The following is a 22,175-nucleotide window of genomic DNA, read 5'->3' on the forward strand; positions in this document are numbered from 1 at the left end:
CTAAACATTATAAAGTGAGTGATAATTCCAGCCCAAAGAAAAATCGGTTATTCAATTGAATATATGAACCCGGATTACGTTTGGATTCTCTGCGCGGATAACTTCTGAACATATTGTTGGCAAAGAAAGAAACACGTAGCATATTGCTAATTTCTTTAGTTACATTCAAGTTAAAACAAAAATAAGGACTGTATGATTCTTTTATAGCATTATTATGACTTACATTATTCAACATATATCCATATCCTGCATCCTTTACTTGCTGGGTAGTGGTATATTTCCCCTTGGGAAACATATTTACAGACGCATCTTCCAATGCTAAATAGCCCACAGGTATAGAATCGTTTCCAAATGTATTCCAATTAGACTGCTGCCAAATAGCTTGTGCTGTCATCGTAACAACAAAACCGATACGCGGGATATTGTGAGTGGCACGTAAAGTCGTTACAAATTGTTGTTTGTAACTTGCATTGCCTTCTTGAGAATAAATGGCCACCGGTTTACGGGCTGAAGCAGCATCTTCGCTATTGTCATAGAAGCTATAACCCTGACGCCAACTCTTAGTACGCATCCATGAGCCATTTATTTGGAAGGCCGTACGGATAGCATCAATACGTCCGATATTCAAATCAAATTCTAAACCTTTAGTTTCTATATTTAAATTATTAGTTGGTTTTGCATAAGTAGACAATACCGGTAGGCTACTACTAAGCTCTATCCCGTTTTCTGTGCGCTGGTATTCATTGTAGATAAATGTATTGAAGGTGTTGAAGGTTTGGCTCATTACATAACCATCCTTCAGACGCTCCTTATAAGCTATTACATTCAGATTGGTTTTACCCACTCGTAAATTAAAACCGACTTCTGCTTTATGATTTTGGGCAATCTTCAAATCTGAGTTATCTACTTGCCGAACTTCTGTGGTAGTCATAAACAAGCGCTGGCTTTCCGGAATATTTTCATTGGTAAGCTCATTTATATTGATATATTCAAAATATGCATTTTCTGGATATAAATAGAGAAGAGAAGGCATCTTTGCAGCAATACCGTAACCTCCCTGAAGACTTAATAGATTCGGAATCAAATCAATGGATGCATTTACACGTGGCGAGAAAATGCCTCCTACTACTGAGGTATGATCATAACGCACACCAGCCTGAATGTTCAAATCATGCGTACCGCTTATGGACCATTTGAAATTATCTTCCACATATGCACCAAATTGGTTAATGAAAGGAATATCCTTATAGTTACGTGGACGGAAAGATGAATTATGACCGTATTGACTACGATAAGGAGGAGTACTTGGGTCATAAGTTTTTCCTTTACCAACGTTACCGTCACTCCGGAAATCCGCACCAATCAAGATGCGGTTGTTTACATGACCGCTCGCCTTGAATAGAGAACTCGTCACTTTAGCAAACAAATTAACTTCACGACTATCGATCTCATAGTGTCCCAAATAGCTGCTTGGTAGATAAACAGCATAATGATTTATGTCTTCCGGTCCAAAATTAGTAATTTGATTACCATTGGCATCATAGATATGCTGACCTGCAAAGTTACTAAGTACCGCACCGTTTGTAGTGGTCATGGAATAAGGAGATGTAGCAGAACTGTATACGGTTTCATAATAACTGTCTTTATCCATATACGTACCTGACAATACATAGCGTAGTGTTTTTAACCAGCCCTTATTTATATTCCATGTACCATTGGTATTCAAAGTAAAACCTATATCGCGGCCTTCCGAAGCTGTTTTAGTTTGTTCATCATCAGGATTACGTTCACGTTGATCCTTACCATAAATAAAATCAAAGCTGGAATTGGTACGTAACTTATTATTAAAGAAAGTATTTGAATAGAGCAACTTTGTTGTGGCACGCTGATAGTGCTGGTAACTGGATATTGGATTATTCGTATTATAAGCATAATCTGCACTTACATTTAAAGCGCCTTTCTTTTTTCCAAGTTCAAAACCGGTTCCCATAGACACCTGATAGATATTGGGATTGGCTTTTGCTTTGACACGTAGCGGCTCACGACCAGCTTTTGTATTAATAATTACTGCTCCTGAGGTCAGATCACCATATTCAACAGAAGGGATACCACGAACGATTTGTATAGACTCTATATTTTCAGTAGAAATACTACGAACATCGGTTCCACCAGCCGGCGAGGCACCTCCGGCCAATGAAGCGGGTGTTTCCGTACCACTTAATACCGTAGGGCTCATCGCAGATAGATTAGCATTATTTGAGATGGGGGCACCATCACGAATTATTGCGGTGCCCATAGCATTCATCGGAGCTTCCGGACCACTGGAACTGGAAACTTGACGGATGTTAATCTGTTGTGCCGAACTCATATCTTGATTCTGTGAAATTCCACCTGGCATCAATGACATTACATCATATAAACTGGTCGCTTGCATATGGTCCATAGCAGAGCGGGAAATGTGAGAAGATGTGGATTTGCCTGAACGGCTGTTGGTTGCAGTTACTGTAACTTCTTTCAACTTAAAATCCTCATTCCTCATTGTAAAATTAAGAACCAAATCCTTATTTACATTTATTAAGGTGTCAATGGAGACTTTGCCCAAATATTGAATTTGCATACGAATTTTACCAGTAGGTACGTTTTCCAGTATGTATCTACCATTTTCATCAGAGGTTGTCCCTAGTGCAATTTCAGGAATAGACACAGCTGCAAATTCTAAAGGCAAACGCTTGTTGTTGTGGTCGTACTCATAAACAGTGCCTGTAAGTTTTACTTTGTAATTGTTTTGCGATTTGATAGGGAGGGCAATTCCTATGCAAATAAGTATAAACAAGTATATAATATTACACCCCAAAATACCTTTTTTCATAAGTAACATCATATTTATTAATAATGCAAAATTATATGTAAATTTTAAATTAAAACAAACCATTGTGTGTAACAAAACTAAAATTATTAAAAATACATGTTGTTTTTGTTGGTGCCGTTGCATAATCTCACAGACCTCAACCGTCTGTTGTCTAACAATATAGCAACTGCATTATATTTAGGAAAATCCAATATATATTAGTACTTTATTTAAGTTCCATACATAGTAATACGGATCTTGAGTGATTAAAAGCAAACTGCAAATCTAAATAAAAAACGGGATGGTTGTAGTTCTGATATGCTATATCTTAATACAACGCAGATAAATACTTATATTTTCATTGATAGATCTAACTAAGTTAAAAAACGGATTTTCTCCAAAATTCTTCTGATAGCTCCGTTCCAGCCTCATATTTATCGCACTTTACAGAAGCCCCAGTTCAAATATAAGGAAACTGTATCTCTCTTCGATAAAAGATCTATTTTAGGATGCAAAATTAGATATTACAAAAGATTATAAAAATACCATTTTTTGGGTATAAAAACGCATCTAATACCTATATATAGGTATTAAATATCATTGGCAATGTATGTTCCATTTCATTAAGCAAACAATTTTTTGTATAAAATACAAATAGTACTTTTTTACCCACTTAAAAAGTGCAAGAATGTATAAAAGTCCATGTGTCAGCTATAATAGGGGCATGAATAGGCATCCGTTCCATACCTGTCCCTATTTGAATCGGTCACCCCACAGTGACCGGACATTACTCACCCAATTCGGATTCTCATTACAGTAGGCAACGAAAATCTGTATCAAGTTCCAAAGCCCGAGAATCATTCCATTAAACCTGGCAGGAATTGTGACAACATGTCTGCTTGAAACAGCTACTATTATGGTATCATGCTGTATTGTTATGCTATATACCATGTTCTAAGTCAAAACTCTTTTTTTTTAGAATTGAAGGTTTAAGGCTCCATCCGAAAGTCAATATCACTTTCTCAAAATTCTTTTCTACAGCACCCTTTGTATAAGTTAGGATGTCTTTCTCTAGAAAATTTTTGAAATCAGATGAACTCATGTCTCTAAAAATGTTTATATATTCTTTTTTAAGAAATTCATTTATGGCATGTGCCGATATCTTTTTTTGCGTGCACTTTTCTATAACATATAAGTTGCTTGGTACCGGTACCATCGTGTCCAGCCCCATGAAGATATTACAGTCTACCATAAGAGTATAAGCGCCGCTCTCGGCAAGAGGTGCGGAAATGCAGTAATTGGCTTGCTCAAGCAGAGAATCCACCAGTTCTTTTGTGGAAGAACTGATACTATTGGCCAATTGTTCATATCCTCTTAGATTCAGTTGGGATATGGTCTTTTCGATAGCCGGGATGAATTTCATTCCTGGACCCAGGTTCAAATCAAATCTTTTGTAATAGACAAGAAGCTCATTCCAATCTTTGTACCGTGAAGGTTTGATGATATTTACATTGTCTATACCATGTTGTTTAAGATACTCGCCGGAGGAAAATGCATCTTCTTTGAAGGTCTGTGTGTTTCCATCCGGGAAACTTAAATAGATGGTCTTATATGTGTCTCCAGTGTTGGTCCTTGCAAAAGCTTTACATTCCTCACCTTTGAGATAATATGCTGTGGTGATGTCAAAACCATTACCGCTGGCATCATTGTCATAGCAACAATTCCACTTTACCTTATCAGATGGGAATATACGGCTTATATTCTCTATTTGGGATTTGGTGACATATCCCCCCGTGCTTATGAATGCGCATGTGGTTTCTTTAGTATAATGGTTTATTTCGTAGAAACTCATTGCGTCAATAGCGGATTCAAAGAGATATATGTCTGTAACCTTGTCAAAAGGAACAAAATTGGCCATCCAACAGCTTTGTGCCTTGTCACCACCCGTGGCAAAGGCTTTATAATTGGTATTGGTCTCTGCAAAATAGTTCCTCATTTCAAAGTTAAGGATTTCCATCTGGGAGGGTTTGCGGAATGGAAAGCCGATATGATTGTTTTTTCCTACCTGGTAGATGAACAGTCTATTGGCGAAATCCTCCACAGTCTGTGGAGAGAGCTTCCTTTGGACGGTCAAATATGGATTATCCTTTTTGATAGGACGAGGATTCCAATAATTCAAATTGGATTCAATATCATTTGGATTCAGTCCCAGCAGAGGATTGTTTACCGTTTCGGTATCTTCATTGGTGATCTGTTGAGTAGGCATTGGTACACCATCAATGACGAAGAGAGGCTGGGTTCCTCCTGTGACGGAGTTGACACCTCTGATTCTGAAAGTCATTCCGCTTGACAATGAACCGTCTGTGGGGATAATCTGTACTCCGCTGATTTTGCCTTGTAGTGCTTGCAACGTCTGCGTAGAACTACTGTTTACAATATCTTTTATATTCACAGAAGCAACGGCGGTTGCAATATCACTTTTTCGCTGGCTACCATAGCCTACAACAACCACCTCATCCATCTCTGTGACTGAAGGGTCTAGAATGATATCAAATCTTCGGTTCTTTCCGATAGTGATAGTTTTGGGCTTATATCCCAGATAACTGATGACCAGTTTTTCAGAAGGAAGTACTTTTATCGTGAACTTTCCTTCTAAATCGGTGATTACTGCATTGGTGGTACCTTCGATATTTATCGTGGCACCGATAAGAGGTTCACTCTTCTCATCCAACACTTGCCCTGAAATAGTTACTTGCTGTGCTAATGCTACAGTGAAATGTAGTATTAGAAACAATGTGCTTAATAGTACTTTTCTCTTCATAGTGCAGATATTAAAGTTTATAATAAGGATTAATACAATTAGATTTAAAATGGTAGTGCAAATAAAGCGAATTATAATATCCATGTTTTGACCTATTGTACTTTTCTCTTGACCAAATTACAGACTTTTTCTTCAAAGGTAATCGCTTTCTATTAATTTCATTTATCACCGCGTAAAATTATTCGATTGGACTTTTTATAGTGAGTATTATCATGGGGAGTATTAAAAAAGATTGGATATGAAAAATAGTATGTTAAATCATTCTGTTTTCTCAAATATGCAGTGGGGTGTGAGCGCAAGGAAAAATATCTGTAGAAATTGATAATAATGTATTTTATTCAAACTTTCCATTTATCCAAACTCTATCAGTTATCTGCACTTAAATCAGGCTTTGATATTTCAAGAGTTTGGATAAATGATTAAGGATTCAGTCTGCATTAATACCGAACATAGCAGTCAGTGAACGATTGATACCTTACGTTCGCATCGTGCGAAGTCTATTCCTTTCCACACGGTTTTGCGTCCGGCTGAAGATGCACACTCGGCTTGCGCCTTGTTCCTTTGCTGTTTCTTTATACTTGAAGTTCTACAATTCGTTTCACAAAGAATTACCCTGTGGAAGTCTGCCCGCTTTCGCGTAGGGTGACGTTGAAACCTTTATCCAGGGCATTACACCATGGCATTCGCTTTCTCCACAATCCTTTACCCGCACCTCATTCGGCCGCTCTTACAATTGGCCACCCATCGGTTATTGGCTGACGGGAGAGATACGGGCTTACCAAGTTTCGCACAAATAACTGACGACCGACTTAGACTCCGCCTATCCACCAGCAGTGCGACATCCGTGTAGCACGATGTAACAGCGTACTATCCTGACTGCTTGCCTTTTGGAATGGCCCATAAATATCCGTGAGCTAATTCATAGTCACGATGGTACGGCGATTCACTTAGGTTACTCATATCAGTCAGCTTTGACATTCTTCGCCTATGATGCTTAGGTTGGAACGTCGTTGTCAAGAGGGCTTCGCACCCGACCGTTGCCAGTCACGTACGCCTCTTCAGGCTACTATTGATGGAACAATAGGTTCAGACACGATGCTGAACAATTACTTGTGTGACCTCTTGGCGCACATTACACTACTAAGGTAATGCTTTTATAGGAGAAGTCACATCTGTAAAAAACTTATTATCATGCAATTATCTTACTTTATCTTAGGCTAAAAGCCCTTATTCAAGGTGTCTGTATCCTATCATCCGCTACCGCTCGGTATCGGATTCCTCCAGACCGATGGCATGGCATATCTCCTCCACCAGTTCAGGAAGGCCGGAGTCTTTCTCCTGACGGGGATCGGGTGGAAACAGCGTGGAACGAAAGACACCCTTACAGACAGGGTCCGCCTCCTTGTTGTAGCGGAGGGTGTTCGGAATGTGTGAGGACAGCAGCCGCAGCCCCATCCTGTGGATGACCCGGTTCCAGGCATCATACAAATTCTTCCGTCCCCTTCTATCCACCATGTTCCAGAACAGCCGGATTCCTTTCAAGTTGCAGTTCCCCTTGGCGATCAGCTCCTCTTCCAGCACCTTGGTAAACTGCAGGGAACTCTGCATGACGATATTGTCCGCCTTGAGCGGGACAAAGATATAGTCCATCGCGGCAACGGTATGAACCACCCCCTCGCTGCGGAGCGTTCCGGGAAGGTCGAAGAGCACGATATCGAAAGTCTCCCCTTTTTCGTCCATATAACGCCGCAGGTCTTCCACCCCCTTTTCCGGGTCGCTTTTGATGACCGGATAGGCAGGCTTACGGATTCTTTCGTACTGCCGGTACAGGTTCACCTTCAGGTCGTCATTTTTCATGACATTCTCCATGTCCCTCTCACGCATCAGGGCGATGCTGTGCTGCGGGGAGTCACAGTCCACAACCGCCACACGCACGTCTTTGCGGTAATGCAGGACACTGGCCAGCAGTACCGTAAAGACGGATTTTCCCACGCCACCCTTCTGGCTGGCGATGGCAACCAACAACTCTTTTTCTTTTTTCATCATACTTCTTTTTCATTAAAAGTTAAACACTATTGTTTCAGAAACAAAAATAATGCTCCCATCGGGGGAGATCCCCTGTCATGGGGGACGAGCCTTTATGACCGGGCCGGGCAGGGACTCCTCCAGAATCATGTCCGTCGTTTCCCTGTATTCTTCCAGATGCCGCGAGACAAGGTGGTTGATGAACCCCTCCAGAGTGACCTTTCCGTTTCTCGAGGCTCCCGCCAGGATGGACAGTTTCCGGTGCAGGGCGGCGGGAATATGCAGCGACCGACGCTGCACGCCCGCAATGCCATGCAGGTATTCCTCCCCGTAGACGGACGGTTGCATGGGGCCATTTTTCCTTGCGGGACGTATAATGTCGTTACCGGACGTTCCACGTCTCTTCCGGGGACAGGCAGGCGCTTCCCCCATGATCTCACGGATGCGGTCCGCGTCCATCCCGCCAAGACCAATCCGCTCTTTTACGTTCTTTCCTGTCATGATATGCCTTCTTGGACAATGACAACGTTTTATCGGCGAGGTGTTCCTCCCGGCTGTCCGTCCTCATCCCAGGGACGGTAGACCTCACCGAGCAGGGAGGCGATGTCCTCCCTGTGTTCCTCCATATGGAGTTCCAACAACCGGATGATAAAACCGGAGATGCTGCCGCAGCCGGCGGCCCTGACCAGCATGGCGATCCGGCGGTGCAGTCTCCCATCAATGTAGGCGGTCTTCCACTCAGCGGCTCTGGGAGCGGGAACCAGAAACCTCCTCTTGTATTCCTCCGGACCTGTCACTTTCCCTGCCCGGACCTGACTTCCATGACTTGGTATCTCCACCACTGGTTCCAGGGATGGGGAAACGGGAGCTGACAGAAGGTTCCCCGTGAGTCCGACCCTCTCGAGAACGATATCGGAAAGCCGGTTCTTTTCCTTTTCTGAATCCATATTTTAAAATCTTAAATTATTAAATTACACAACTGGTATTGTCTCGGAATACAAAATAAAGGAAGAAGAGAACAGGATGAAACCACCTGTCACTTATAGTCATCCAAAGTCAGTTATTGTCATGATACACATGACGGGGGGGACGGAGATGCCGTTCCGTTCGGACGGTTCTTCCTATGCGGAGGCGACATCAGAGGCCCGTAGTGGTGTGGAAAAGCGAGCGGGATTCCGTTTCCTTGTCCACCGTTCCTTTTTAATCCTTATGGGCAGGCGTGAGAGCGCGCATCCGTCCGGATACGGATTCTTAAATTATCGGTCTATGGGAGTGTAAAAGTATTAATCCGTTAATGGAGAATTATGAAGGAAGACCATAAGGTGTACACGGCTACATTCTCCATTTGCAGAAGTGTAGAAGTAGTAATCCATTAATGAAGATAATGCAGAAAAACCATAAACCATATACGGCTCACTGCCGCTCTCCATTTGTAGATGTGTAGAAGTAACAATCCATTAATGGACAATAGGGCATGTAAAGGGCAGATTTCCCGTATATTCGCCTCCTTATTCCCGAATTATGGACGTAAGTCATATGATTATGGAGAGATATCCACCCTTTTATGGGGAGAGCAGCCGGCAAACACCTGATGGAAATGCCTCGTAAATCACAGGAGAATAGCCATACAATGGGCTAATACACAATAATTATTGGATAAATGTGGTCCGCTCCTGCGGACAGCAAGTTGTGTTTTCGTTTAACGAAAACAGGACGGTTTAACGGAGAATACACCGATAAACCGTTACTTATTTCAAGCTCCAGCGTCGCTTTTTACATATCTAACTATAATTCATTTGAAATCACAAAACAGATTGAACCGAATGTGGTTAGTTTGTCTGTTTATTTCATGTCCGAATCATTAGTATGCTATGTTGCAAAGTTCGTATTCATTATGAAAAAATCCGCTTACGAGAACAAGATATTCAGGTAATTTGCCATCCTTTCCCCAAAGAAGTTCGATGTTAAAAAGTTCAGAAAGCGTTTTGGCTATGTCAAATCCGAAGGCTTCGAGTGACGGACGCACTTTTTCCGGGTGTCGGCATGGTGTGCCGCAGTTACGCGTACACTCGTTATCTGAGCAGTGAAGACATTTACCTATATAGGCAAATGAACGCCCTCCATATTTCCGTTCCATATCCAATAATTCGCTCTCGATTCGTATCCGTTCCGGTAAAATGAGTTTTTGTGTATATTCAATCGGAATATCTTTGTCTTCAGGGATTATCTTCGTTGCCATAAGATGTGCATACTTGTATTGTCGGAGAAACGATTCCGTATCAAAATCAAATGGAGGACACCCCCAACTTTTACCGTAATTGGTACATTGTTTGCAAAGTTCAAGAAAATGTGGTTCGTCACGGAATTCGGCGATGTATCCTTCAACAGTGATGTCTGAAGTAAAATTTTCTACAGTGTATATACTCATTGTTTCAAAATCATTGTACCGCATAAGGAGTCGAAACGGATGTTTTCATTTTGGAAAAGTCTGTCAATGTATCCGCTTTTCTGCATTTCAGACGCGGTCAAGCAACTTAAATTCGGGGTATCTAACAATGCTATCGAATCGCACATGGACAACGCGATGTCAAGTTCATGTGTCGAGAACATGATACATTTTTTCTCGTCGTGGACAAGCCTACGAAGCAACGCCACAAGTTCGTAGCGATTAGGCATGTCAAGAAAGGAAGTCGGTTCATCAAGGAGAATGATAGGAGTATCCTGTGCCAATGCACGAGCAATCATCACACGCTGGCATTCGCCATCCGACATTTTATCCATCGTGCGGTTTGCATAAGCCTCCATTCCCACCGAAATGAGCGATTGCATGACTATCTCCTTATCTGTTTCTTGCATCCTACCTATCCAGTTGGTATAAGGAGCACGGCCTATGGCTACGACATCCTTGCACCGCAGGTTGGCGATGCGCGTGCGCTCGGTCGTGACGATAGCCAGCGTTTTTGCCATATCTTCGGTTTTCATGCAGGCGATGTCGTGCCCGTCGAGAATGATTTTTCCGGAATAACACCGGTTCAGACCGGCTATGGCGCGGAGCAACGTCGATTTTCCTGTCCCGTTTCTTCCGATAAGGGCTGTCAGTTGACCTTTTTTTATCGTGGCATTTACCTCGTGGAGCAACGAGTTTTCTTTGTAACCTATGGAAAAATGCTGTAATTCTATCATGCGGTGATGGATTTGTTGCGTAAAACCACCCATACGACGATTGGGATTCCCAATAGAGCTGTAATGGCGTTGATCGGCAAGGTGAATATTTTAGAAATGATGTCGCAAAGAAGCAATATCGATGCTCCCGAAAGAATTGTTCCAGGCAGAAGGACATGATGATCGCTATTTTGGAAAAGCATTCTTGTGACATGAGGCATAGCGAGACCTATGAAACCTATCGGACCGCAAAAAGCGGTTATCGTTCCGGCGAGCAGCGTTGTCGAGAGAAACAACAGGCTGCGTGAACGCCGAATATTCAGTCCCATTGTTACGGCATATTCCTCTCCGAACAGCAGGAGGTTAAGCGGTTTGATGGTCAGTACAGCCAACAGCAGTCCGGCAAACACCGATGGAACAAGAATCAGAAGTTGTCCGGAGGTGACGTCACCCAAAGCCCCCATCGTCCAAATGACAAAGGCTTTCAGCGATTCCTCTTTGCTGAGGTACTGCAATATCTGCACGACAGCACCTACGCCCGATGAGAACATCATGCCCAGAATCAGGATTACCATGATGTCTTTTATTCGCTGTCCGACGGCAGTTATCACGAGCAACACGACAGCCGCACCCACCCACGCTGCTCCGGCAATGCCTATTGATGAACCGATCCCGGCAAGTACCACAAGTGCCACACCGAGACTTGCACCGGAACTGATGCCAAGGACATAGGGACCGGCAAGAGGATTACGGAAGAGGGTCTGCATCTGAAGACCGCTGACCGATAAGGCAGCCCCGGCCAACAGTGCCACTATAGCTTTTATGAGGCGTATGTTGAGTACGATTTTTTCCGTGGCACGGGAACAATTTCCCCCGGTCAGTGCTGCCCATACATCGCGGATCGGAATGTTGACAGCTCCCACGGCCAAGTCCAGTAAAAAAAGACCGACCGTGAGCGTAATCAATATGGAGAATAATATAGTCGAACGGGAACGCATCTATTTCAGTTGCTTGTAATACACACACTCTTCCTGCACCAGTTCAGGATGGAATATCTTCACGAGGTCGCGGAGCACGATGTCAGGATTCACGACGGCAGACTCGTAATAGTCGTTACCCCCGGCTGTGTTGGTACGGGCGTTGTTGTTATACACCTCTCCATTTTTGAAACATCGGGTATCGGTGAATTTCGGACATGATGCCTTCAAGTCGTCAAGGGAGTTCGCCATTCCCACGTTCAACCACATGTCCGCATCCGACGCGAGCAGATATGCTTCTTCTAAGTCAATGGGGATAGAAGCGTTTCCCGTGTTCTTCTGGTAGATATAGCGGCCTCCCGCATCAGTAATCAAGCGGGCTACATAACTTTGGGTTGAAGGCATGAACCACGAGTCGCCATAGGGAACATTAAGCATAACCGAAGGAGTGCCGAGGGTACTGTCGGCCACTTTCTTTTTCAAGGCGTTGTATCTGACCGGGATTGCGGCAAAGGCTTTTTCACCCTTCTCACGTTTTCCTGTGACTTCTGAAAGCACTACCATCCATTCGGCCTTGCCGAGAGGCGACTCTTCAAGATAATCGCCGACATACATGAACGGTATGTCGAGTTCTTCGAGTTTGCTTTCCATTGCGCTTGCGCCGTTCACCCCATAGAGCAGAACGAGGTCGGGATCGAGCGAGAGCAGCAACTCGTAGTTGATGTTCCCTTCATAGCCGACATCGCCAATACTGTCGCGGCGGGCTTGGATGTCTGGGTTGGAAATGTAGTCGATTCCCGAAACGCCGGTTATACACCGGACTTCACCGATTGCGTCAAGCATGGCGATATGAGTGGAAGACATCGCCACGATACGTTTGGCGTCTCCTTTGAGTACCTGTCCTGCAAACCCTTCGGGAACCTCTTCACCGTTGCGGACGATAAACAGCCATGTGGTTACACTGTCCGCTCCCTGCCAGGGATTCCTGACGGTTATCAGTACGCTTTCCTTCCCGCCCGCCCCTTTGATGTCGAAGCCGGAGGCATATTCGGGAGCATAAAGCAGCAGGTTGAAATCATTGATTTTTGAGCTTTTGTTGTGGCAGCCTGTAAATGCCAGAGAAAGCAACAAAATCAGGCTTAAATTCTTTAATGCGTTCATATTGATGCAGATTATCGTTTACTATTTTTGTTTTTTCCGAACTTGGGTGTTATGCCGATGAATATCTCGAAATTGATGCCCGGCATGGGACGGGACAATACGGAAAGGTATTCTTCATCGAACAGGTTGTTGATGCTGCCCTTTAGCGACAGATCGGCCCATCGGAAAGAGAGCTGTTTTTCCAGTGTCACGTTATTCATGAAGTAAGGGGGCAGATAGCCCGTCAGGGTATAGTCATTACTCGACATGGTATAACGCTGGCTGTAATAACACCATTTGTAAAGCAGGCTCCATGTCCGCCATGACAGACGTCCGGTCACCGTTGCGGAAAACTCCGGCACGTATGGCAACTGTTTGCCGACGGATTGGTCTGCCGGACTCATCGGTTCGCTCTCGTTGATCGAGGGAGTCCACGAGAAAGTTCCGTTCATATCCAGTTTCCAGTCCTTTCCGAGCATTATATCAAGGTGGGCGTTGGTCTCTGCCCCGTAAGCATGTACCTTTTTGAGGTTTCTGGGGGAGAAGAATCCCTTGGTTGTGGGTAGCCAGATGATCCAGTCGTCGATGTGCGAATCGAACCAGTTGATACCACCGCTCAAAGCATATACATTTTCTTTCCCCACCGAGAACGACAACCCCACGTCGTATGTGAAGCCGTGCTCGCTTTTCAGGTCGGGATTACCGCCCGGCAGAAAATAGAGGTCGTTCAGCGTGGGAAAACGGTAGTTCCGGGAGATGGATGCTTTCGCCACGATATTGCCTTTTTTCGACAGTACCCCGTCGATGAAGAAAGCCGGGATAACCGGGGCCCATTCCGTACCGAACATATCCTCGCGAAGGACAAGCGAGGCGGCAAAACGATCGACAGGCCGCCATTTCGCAGAAACGGAACCGGAAAACTCGACACGTCCCTTGTCATACCCGACAACAGCCTTGTTACCTTCCTGCGAGATGATATTTTTGTCCGCGCTTTCCACCAAATGCTGGTGTACGGAAACACCGGCCGTGAACAGCCATTTCTCTGAAGGAGCATAATCCCCGTCCGCACTTCCGCAGAACGTGTTAATCTTACTGCGTGAGCGGGTCATCGAAGCCATTTCGCCGTTTCCCTTGTCCCGCTTGTAATCATAGGCCATCCATGTGTGTATATAGCCGCCTTTTACACCGACCTTCCATTTCTCCCGCACGCGATCCCACGAGAGGACGCCGCGAAACGTCTGCTCCCTTTGGCGGTTCTCGAAGTCCATGTCGTTCCCGTAATCCGTGCTGAGCATCGCCAGTTCCCGGTTGGAATTGATATACCAGGCGTTTAGCCCGAACTTGTCGCCTTCGCCCGTGTTATAATAAATTTCCTGCAAGACGTGCAGATCCTTATAAGCCCCGCTGCGGTTGCGTTCCGTCGGGTAATAGGAACCGATGATGTTCTTGTCCTCGTCATAGATGTTTTCCTTCTTGTCCCGGTTTCGGTATTTGTAGTCGTTGGGGGAAGAGGAATACACCACACGGGTGGAGGACTGCCAGTGTTTGTCACCGTAGGTCAGGCGGAGAAACTCGTCGAACGTGCTGAACGACCCCACTCCCTGCACGTACTGCAACCCGAACCCTTCATGGTTGGCCGGAGAAGTGGAGAGCCTGACCAGACCACCCAAGCCGCCGCCCGTTTCGTTTACCGATGACGTTCCGTGCAGCAGCGAGGCATCATCGATAAAGTAAGAAGGGATGGTGGAAAAATCCGTCATGCCCAGCATCGGGTTGTTAATGCGCATACCATTCCACGTCACTTGGGTATGCGAGGGAGAGGTACCCCGGAAAGCCACGGTGGATAACGTGGCGCGTCCGTAGTTCTTGACAAAAACGGATGAGTTGAATGTCAGCACATCGGCCATAGACAAGGCGATGTTCTCTTTCATGGCGATGGAATCGAAACGGGTTCGTTGCACGCCTATATCCTTCATAGGTCGTTTGCCCACCACCGTAACCTCCGGAATACGTAGTACCCTTTTGGTAATGCTGACGGAATTTTTCTGCTGGGCGGCAAGCAGAAAGGGCAGGCTTACCCCCACGAACAATAGAATAAGATGTCTTTTCATTTTTGTCCTCCTTCCTCGTTATTTCCAGCAGAAAGCTCCCGGAATGATTCCCACGTAAAATTCATCGATCAGCTTGCCTTGCGGCGAATAGCGATACACGATACCTTGTTGCTGGTAATCAATAGCGTCGGCCACATATACCTCCCCGTTGTTGGGATTGACCGTAAGGCCGTAGTATTTGGTGTCCCGAAACTCCAGAAAAGGCCGGACGGGAACACGGTCGGCTTCCACCGGCATTCGCCAAATATCGTTGTTGATCCAGTAAAGTGTATCCCGTGTACCGTTGAGCTGGACTTCCGAAGGCCAGTCGCCCAGCTTAAACTTGAACTGTTTCTCTACGGTGAAAGTCTCGGCGTCTATACGATAGAGAGACGGTGCCTCGTAACCGTATGGGCTGCCCTCGTAACCGCCATCCGTGATGGTCCACATCTTGTTGTATTTGTCCATGACCAGCGAAGTAGGTTGTATGCCGATGGTCAGTTCGTCCACGACCTTGTCCGTCTCCGTGTCGATTTTCAGGATGCGGTTCTGGTACGACCAGCAGTTCACATAGACGTACTTGCCGTATTGTACCATTTGTTCGGTGGAACCCGATTCCATGTCCATGTCTGGACATTCGATATAGCCGGTAATCTCGTATGTCTTGGGGTTGATGATGAAGATACGGTAGTCCCATATCTGCGTCACATAGGCTTTCTCATCCGACAGAAAATGGATATACCGGGGTGAGGTGAAACCTGTGATACGGCCCACTTCCTTGAAAGTATTGATGTCGATGGCGAAAATCACATGCGAGTTGTTCACCACGATCCAGCCTATACCGTCCCGGATAACCATAGACTGGGCCACATCGCCCAACTTGAACCCGTTGGCACGGTAAAACACTTCATTCTCCACTTCGCACGTGGCGGGATCGTAGTAGGAAAGCGTGGCATTGCTGTACTGGAAATTCCCCTCGTTGGTAATGAAAAGACCAGAGGCCGATACAGAGAAATCTTCCATCTCTCCGTAATCCCATTTCATGCAACTGCCGAAAACTGGCAGGCAGAAAAGAAAAAGGCAAATCCGTTGTATTGTTCTGCTCATTGTCATTCGGATAAAAAAGAGTACCCGAATCATTACGGGTACTCTGGTTAAGGTATAAGGTTTAATCCTGCTGCGTATATTGTTTGTCCTTCATATTTTGGAAGGTTGGGTTATACCCACATTTCGTCACGCTCCAACTTTCCCCCGTAATCATTCCGTTTTCTATAAACTTGCCGAAGAAAGTGTAGTCGGTAAATTTCGTCAAACCGTCAAAAACAACCCCATGCAAGGTCTCCAACTTCTCCATGGAAAGTGTTTCCTGAGAAAGAGAAGTCGCACTTTTTATCTGTAGCGTACCATCTATAGTCTGTAATTTATCACAAGTAATGCCTGTTGCTTTATTAACGAACAACCCTTCACCTCCTACGTGAAGCAATTCCGGAATATCCAGCGATTTACTTTGTAAAGATATTGCTAACGAACCCTCTCCCTCTTTATAATATACAGGAGAAGCTGAACAACAAACTTTGGATAGTAAGGGCAAGTTACAACTGGTAAAATTTCCAGATAAATAGAACTGTCCTCCCACTTCTTTCAAGACTGGCATTGTGATTGAAGCAAACATGGGTATTTGGATATATCCATATCCATCTATGATTTCCAAGTCGGGAAATTTGGCATTGCTTCGCATTTGGCCTGTCACATTTAGATTTCCATATACATGTTGAATTGTCGATATGGTATAATCGGTATTGTTGGTGGTTGGCTTACAAGTGAAGTCTTTGATATTCTTGAACGTGATTTCAGGGAACTTATTATTCGTGAGACTGGTGATGACAAAATTTACATTTGACAAATCTTCGGCTGTTTCAATTTTGGAGAGCTGCACCTTGTTTATAATTTCAATCTGGGGCGCTGTTTCTCCGAAGGTTTCAAATCGGGCGTTCGGCAACAGCAGTGTTCCGCTCACATCTTCAAGATAATCCAGCGTGATGCTTCCAAGTGTGGTGATCTTGCTCCAGTCGGGAAGTTGTTTGAGTGCCGTGAAATTCTTTATCTTTATCTGTCCCTTTATCGTTGTCAGTTTGTCCATTCCACCGAAAGCCTGAAGCACGTCATTTCGTTGGGGAACAAAACTACCGGTAGGAGGAGCTTCCATATTGGCTTCCATAATAATACTTCCGTTTACTGTTTCGATTTCCGGAAGGTTGATGGTTTCCAACATCACGGGGACGGTATGGAAATCAAGGCCACCGGTCTCTTTCAGCTTAAGGAAGCTCATGGAAGTCAGCTTGGCAAGATTGTTTACGGACAAGACCCCTCCGACACTTGTCAGTTCCGGTATTTCCAAAGACGCAATCGAACCGGCTGCTGTGTTCTCTTCATTGAGTCCTTGAAGATTCAGATCCTGACCTACAGTAGTCAGAACCGGAAACTCAAAACTCTGTAACGACGACGCATTGAACATCACGCTTCCTTCAATAGTTGCCAGTTTCTCGAATAGGACATACGTCACTTGGTCGTTATATACCGATATGTCTCCGGAGAGCGTTTCCAATGCTTTCATGGAAATCATGTGAAGTTCCGTAGCTTTCGAGGCGACATCGGTCGAACCTACCTGTAAACCTCCGGCAGAAACGATATTATCCAACCCTGTCAAGTCTGCACCGTTGTAACTGTTACGAATGACAATGTTGCCAGTAACCTCTTTCAAAGATGCCAATGCAGATATGTCAGTGATTTTTTCTGCCTCTTCCGCATCAGAGCCGATAATCAGGTTCCCTTTGACAACGGTTGTTTTGGTTGCGGCAAAAGAAGCTACCTCCTCGGTGGTCTTCAACTCCACATCTCCGTCAGATTCTATCTCGCTTTTCACGACCTTATAGGTATATTCGCGGGCATCTCCGTTATAGGATGTCACCCGGAAGGTTCGTTCGTTATCCCAGTCCGTTACCGTTTCAGGATCAGGTATGATTGTTGCAGAAGTTGTGTACTTGAATTCCACTTCGGCGTTGTTCAGCGATACCGTATAGGGAACGGTTATTGTTACTGTATTGTCCGTAATGTCGGCCGTGTACGATTTCCCGTCCACGGTCATCACGACCGATGTGATGAAATTTTCATCTGCATCTTCAGGTATAATTTCATCGTTTTTGTCACACGCTCCCAAAAAGAACAAGGATAGGAGCATGGGAAGAAAATAAATTTTCATACTTGTAATTTTTATTATTTGGTTAGATCCTCAAAAGAAAATACCTCCGTAGAAACTTCGCCCAGCCAGCCGCTTTTGGCCAGAACACCGCATTGTATTTTGATAAAGTCAATATATTGCAGATTGGCTTCCGTTCCATCGGCATGGATGGCATTGGAAATTTTGAAACCGTTCCTTTGTCCGCTTCCATCCACCGTACTGCCGCCTTCTATCTGGTCGTTTCCGAAATTATCCACGTACCCCCAGTCATAACTCTGATTATCCCAATAACCGGTTTGAGAATCTTGGGTGTTGCGGGCGGCCAGACAAGTGCCTGTCAGGGTATAACTGTTTTCCGAAATCCAAGCCGGATAATAATAGTCTTGTGTATGATAAGCGGACAGATAGTCTACCCAGCCGTTTCTACCGTCGGAACTGATCCATTGGACATCCATTTTTTTGCCTTCCGGACGGTAATAGGTCACTTCAAAATTCTGTATTGTTTCTTCCTTGCCTGCTTCAGATCCTTTCAGTTCGTACCACTCGTCATCCGGCAATCCGTTTCCGTTTATATCTTGCATGACCCATACGATACCCGGTTCGGAACTGCCGTCAAAGGCGTTCCCCTGAACACAGAAATCATATTGGTTACCCGAATTGGGAATACTGTGGTCGAAGCCGACGATGATATAACCCCCGAAAGAACCTAAAGAGACGTGCAGTTTGTCTTTCAAACGCTGTGTTGCCCATGCGACAGCCGCTTCAGGGGATGTTTCGTTGCCGGTCATACCGCCTATCGTGCTCGTCTCGTTGATAAATTGGCCGGGAGCTGGGGTATATTCATAGACTTTATTCCAGAGCTTGGAACTTCCCGAAGCCCGGAAGCCGTCTTGTTCCTTTTTGTCCACACAAACGACTTTTACGGTGGCAGTGACAGCCGTTTTCCCTTTGTCGATATTCCTGCTTATTTTTTCCGTCGGTGTGTCTTCCGACACAGTACAGGAGACGGTGTATTCTCCGGGTGCGGACGGCGTGAACTTGAACATGCGTTCCACTTCTCCTTCCATGACCTGACCGTCCACACTCCACTCAAAACGGGGATTGTCGAAATACTCCAACAACGGACGCAGGAAAACAGGACGGTCGGCAAAAGTGTACCTGTCCGTGGATGTTTGCAGGTAAGACGGGGTCGGGAATTTGACAACGTAGGGCATCGTTTCCACGACCTCTACGCTTACGTCTTTCGTTGTTGTCCCATCTATATTGGAAGCGTTGATTGTCACCGTATAAACACCGAGTTCTTTTTCATTGAAAGTATAAGTATTCTCGGTGGAAACGATTTTTCCTTCCCGTACCCATTCGATTTTGAACCCTTCGACATCCGAATGCTGAATATCGGGAGTAAATGTGTAATCGGTATTCCGGACGACTTTTAGCCCCTGCGAAGGTAGTGCCAGTGAGATGACCGGAGGGGTGAGTTCTTTCACTTCTACTTTCAGTTCCTCTTCGGCATAGCCTTCCGCATTGTCTACTCTTAGTTTGACATAAAAATCCCCGCATTCATTCCATGTACGTTGAAGAGACGGACCCGAAGAAACCAGCGTACCGTCTATCGTCCAAGCAAAAAGAGCATCTTCAACATTCTGGTATGTCGGGGCGATAGTCAATTCGTGATCGACCTTGACCGTGTAAATACCGGTCTCGCTGTCAAGTTCTATTATAGGTTGTCCTCCTACTTCTTCGGTAATGACTTCATCCTTGTTGCAGGAGGTGAACAGCATACAGGCAGAAATAATAAAATAGTGAAAACGATGCATGATGTGTGGATTTTAGAAAAATAACAGGGATACCCCCGACAGAAGGGATATCCTTGTATTCTTTTTATTGTATGGTGATATCATCAATACAGATATAAGCCGGAGTATTCAAACCGTATGCTCCCGAATCCGAACCCTCGAAGTTGAATTTCACACTTTGCACCCCTTCGGCATTGATTTCCCAATAATCCCATGTCGTGATAGGATCAACCTGTTGTTGGCCGTTACGATAATCGGCTAAAAGACGTTTGTAAGTGCGGATCAGACCGCCATTCGCATCATAACATTCCAGATTCACTTGGAAATACCCTTTCATCTCTTTCAGAGGAGTCGCTACCCCCGTAGAACCGAACTGATTACCATAAGTAATGACACCATAAGTGTATGAGGTGTTGCAGATCCACAGGCCGACCAATTTCCGGGGAACATTGAAATAAAATTCTGGTTTAGCCATCCATGCCTGATTGTAAGCATCCACATATCCGTAAACGACACCGAAATTGGAACCGCTGTGCCCGGCTTCCTTATTCTGTCCTTCCGCTTCCACCGCAGTGTTATAGACAGAACATTGGTTTAGATAAGAATACCACCAGTCTCCGGTATTTCCCGACTGATTGGAGCGGATGTTCCAGTTGGAAAGTGCGATGCCGCCGCTGGAATACTCTGTGCTTCCACCTACAGTATTAAACATTGAAAGGAAGAGATATTCTTCCGGAGTATTGTCGTAAATGGTGGTTACTTGAGGATACCCTTGGTACGAATAAAGATTTTCTCCGGCCGAGGTAGGTCCTGCTAACATGCCGGGATCGAAATCATCGAAAGTGATAGTTAAAGTACCGTCCGAATTTGTCACAGCACGGGTTTGCGAAGTTCCGGAATCAACCGGGTCCATCAAAAAGTCATCGTCCGAGCTACAGCCAGAGAACAAGGCGGTTGCGGTAAATAGACAGGCACCTGCCAGAAAGCGTAATTTTCTTTTCATAGGTCACTCATTTTAATGTAAAACATATTATTAACAAACACAAAAAATTCCCGTTCGTGCGGACTTACACGAACGGGAATATGTCTGTCTTCAAATATTGAATGGCCGATGAGCTATTCCCTATTTGATTACGACCCGTATATCCCGCAGGTGTAAATCTCATTCCGGTCATGGCAGGTCTTCTGACTCGTCCCGGTCATCGTGCCTTCCCGGTATTACACCAGTGGCAAAAGTTCGATGTCCGTTTTTGTGGACTCACAGCAGCGGGTACTGTCCCGGATTTTCACCGGGTTCCCTTTTCATTCGGAAGGCGTAAACCTCCCGAAACCATTTCCCGACTGCAAAATTATCTATATTACATATCAATTCCAAATAATTCATAATATTTATAATAAAACACACAAAGCATGACAACCGTACTGTTTTAATTAGAGCATTCAAGTTTACGACAAACGAAGACGGTAATTATCATACACAATATCCATAAACCAACAAAACAGCTTGCCATTTTCCATAACAATGCGTTCTGGAATAGATAACTGTTAGCTGCAATTATGCAAGCAAAAAAAGCAGACAGAATAATGACTATTAATATCATGCACCAGAAATTAATCCTATAAATTTATGGAAAACAAGTAAGGGAATGGAAGTTCCGTTGCCGCATGGATGCAGGTGAAGGACCTTCTCTTTTAACGTTGGATACGCCAATGCACGCCAACGGAAGACTCTGATATTATCTGTTTGGAAAGGATATAGGATGTGCGTTACTTTGTCGCATATTCAGAATCTTAAAAAGAATTTTAGTATGGAACTGACAATTATTGAAACAAGCGCGTATTAGGAGTTGAGAAAGCTGGTCAGCACGCTGGTCGTACAGATGGGCGACTTCCAGAAAAAGATTGCCCCGCCTGCGCCGGACAAGTGAATGGATGCGCAGGACGTATGTGATGGACTTATGCCCAAACACTTTCTGAAGAGTTTCCAGCAGCATCCCCTTGAGTATGGCCAGAACGGCAAATGCGTGGCGTCCGATGTGCGGGGTGACCTCGCCCCGGAGTTGCATTTCCTGCCTATG

17 protein-coding genes and 1 riboswitch are annotated in these 22,175 nt (G+C 44.8%); of the genes, 2 read left to right on the forward strand and 15 right to left on the reverse strand.

Going from position 1 to position 22,175, the window contains the following annotated elements; translation table 11 throughout:
* Nucleotides 1-7: 7 nt before the first annotated feature.
* Both DW862_RS04680 and DW862_RS04690 read right to left on the reverse strand, forming a co-directional pair.
* Nucleotides 8-2,878, reverse strand: a complete 2,871-nt coding sequence (locus DW862_RS04680; RefSeq protein WP_004311273.1) for a TonB-dependent receptor — start codon at nt 2,876-2,878, stop codon at nt 8-10.
* A 910-nt stretch (nt 2,879-3,788) separates the two neighbouring features.
* Entirely contained in the window at nt 3,789-5,669 is a 1,881-nt protein-coding gene (locus tag DW862_RS04690) for a carboxypeptidase-like regulatory domain-containing protein (protein WP_004327093.1), read from the reverse strand.
* Nucleotides 5,670-6,656: 987 nt separating this feature from the next.
* Here DW862_RS04690 and DW862_RS25805 point away from each other — a divergent pair.
* A complete protein-coding gene (locus tag DW862_RS25805) occupies nt 6,657-6,818 on the forward strand; it encodes a hypothetical protein (RefSeq protein WP_153862836.1) in 162 nt (53 codons plus the stop codon).
* Between the two features lie 108 nt (nt 6,819-6,926).
* Here DW862_RS25805 and DW862_RS04695 read toward each other — a convergent pair whose 3' ends face one another.
* The 3 genes from DW862_RS04695 to DW862_RS04705 all read right to left on the reverse strand — a co-directional run bounded on the left by DW862_RS04695 (nt 6,927) and on the right by DW862_RS04705 (nt 8,641).
* Nucleotides 6,927-7,715, reverse strand: coding sequence for a ParA family protein (locus DW862_RS04695; RefSeq protein WP_004311277.1), 789 nt, complete (start codon nt 7,713-7,715; stop codon nt 6,927-6,929).
* Nucleotides 7,716-7,790: 75 nt separating this feature from the next.
* Nucleotides 7,791-8,195 carry a DUF3408 domain-containing protein gene (locus tag DW862_RS04700; RefSeq protein ID WP_004315818.1) on the reverse strand — a complete coding sequence of 135 codons (405 nt, stop codon included), beginning with the start codon at nt 8,193-8,195 and terminating at the stop codon, nt 7,791-7,793.
* Between the two features lie 29 nt (nt 8,196-8,224).
* Nucleotides 8,225-8,641, reverse strand: a complete 417-nt coding sequence (locus DW862_RS04705) for a DUF3408 domain-containing protein (protein ID WP_004327094.1) — start codon at nt 8,639-8,641, stop codon at nt 8,225-8,227.
* A gap of 121 nt (nt 8,642-8,762) precedes the next feature.
* On the opposite strand from DW862_RS04705, the gene DW862_RS04710 reads away from it, so the two are divergent.
* Nucleotides 8,763-8,972 (forward strand): hypothetical protein, encoded by a 210-nt coding sequence (locus DW862_RS04710; protein ID WP_005829337.1) that lies wholly within the window; start codon nt 8,763-8,765, stop codon nt 8,970-8,972.
* Nucleotides 8,973-9,555: 583 nt separating this feature from the next.
* Here DW862_RS04710 and DW862_RS04720 read toward each other — a convergent pair.
* From DW862_RS04720 to DW862_RS26700, 10 genes are all read right to left on the reverse strand, one after another.
* Nucleotides 9,556-10,122 (reverse strand): DUF2284 domain-containing protein, encoded by a 567-nt coding sequence (locus DW862_RS04720; protein WP_004289236.1) that lies wholly within the window; start codon nt 10,120-10,122, stop codon nt 9,556-9,558.
* A complete protein-coding gene (locus DW862_RS04725) occupies nt 10,119-10,877 on the reverse strand; it encodes an ABC transporter ATP-binding protein (protein ID WP_007748724.1) in 759 nt (252 codons plus the stop codon). The genes DW862_RS04720 and DW862_RS04725 overlap by 4 nt, the downstream gene beginning before the upstream one ends.
* On the reverse strand, nt 10,874-11,854 hold the full coding sequence (locus DW862_RS04730; RefSeq protein WP_004311292.1) for an iron ABC transporter permease: 981 nt from the start codon (nt 11,852-11,854) through the stop codon (nt 10,874-10,876). The genes DW862_RS04725 and DW862_RS04730 overlap by 4 nt, the downstream gene beginning before the upstream one ends.
* Nucleotides 11,855-12,994: an ABC transporter substrate-binding protein gene (locus DW862_RS04735; RefSeq protein ID WP_004289233.1), complete on the reverse strand. Its 1,140-nt coding sequence runs from the start codon at nt 12,992-12,994 to the stop codon at nt 11,855-11,857.
* A gap of 11 nt (nt 12,995-13,005) precedes the next feature.
* A complete protein-coding gene (locus DW862_RS04740) occupies nt 13,006-15,084 on the reverse strand; it encodes a TonB-dependent siderophore receptor (protein WP_120067370.1) in 2,079 nt (692 codons plus the stop codon).
* A gap of 18 nt (nt 15,085-15,102) precedes the next feature.
* The gene (locus tag DW862_RS04745) at nt 15,103-16,203 is read right to left on the reverse strand and encodes a YncE family protein (RefSeq protein ID WP_004293828.1); all 1,101 of its coding nucleotides are present in this window, start codon (nt 16,201-16,203) and stop codon (nt 15,103-15,105) included.
* Between the two features lie 28 nt (nt 16,204-16,231).
* Entirely contained in the window at nt 16,232-18,322 is a 2,091-nt protein-coding gene (locus tag DW862_RS04750; RefSeq protein WP_004311297.1) for a lipoprotein, read from the reverse strand.
* Nucleotides 18,323-18,336: 14 nt separating this feature from the next.
* A complete protein-coding gene (locus DW862_RS04755) occupies nt 18,337-20,118 on the reverse strand; it encodes a PKD-like domain-containing protein (protein WP_004293827.1) in 1,782 nt (593 codons plus the stop codon).
* A 64-nt stretch (nt 20,119-20,182) separates the two neighbouring features.
* Nucleotides 20,183-21,100, reverse strand: coding sequence for a DUF4465 domain-containing protein (locus DW862_RS04760; protein WP_004289228.1), 918 nt, complete (start codon nt 21,098-21,100; stop codon nt 20,183-20,185).
* Nucleotides 21,101-21,254: 154 nt separating this feature from the next.
* Nucleotides 21,255-21,447: riboswitch (cobalamin riboswitch) on the reverse strand.
* A 386-nt stretch (nt 21,448-21,833) separates the two neighbouring features.
* On the reverse strand, nt 21,834-22,163 hold the full coding sequence (locus DW862_RS26700; RefSeq protein ID WP_004289226.1) for a hypothetical protein: 330 nt from the start codon (nt 22,161-22,163) through the stop codon (nt 21,834-21,836).
* Nucleotides 22,164-22,175 lie beyond the last annotated feature (12 nt).

This window comes from Bacteroides sp. AM37-9, from assembly GCF_003603455.1.
GTDB lineage: Bacteria > Bacteroidota > Bacteroidia > Bacteroidales > Bacteroidaceae > Bacteroides > Bacteroides xylanisolvens.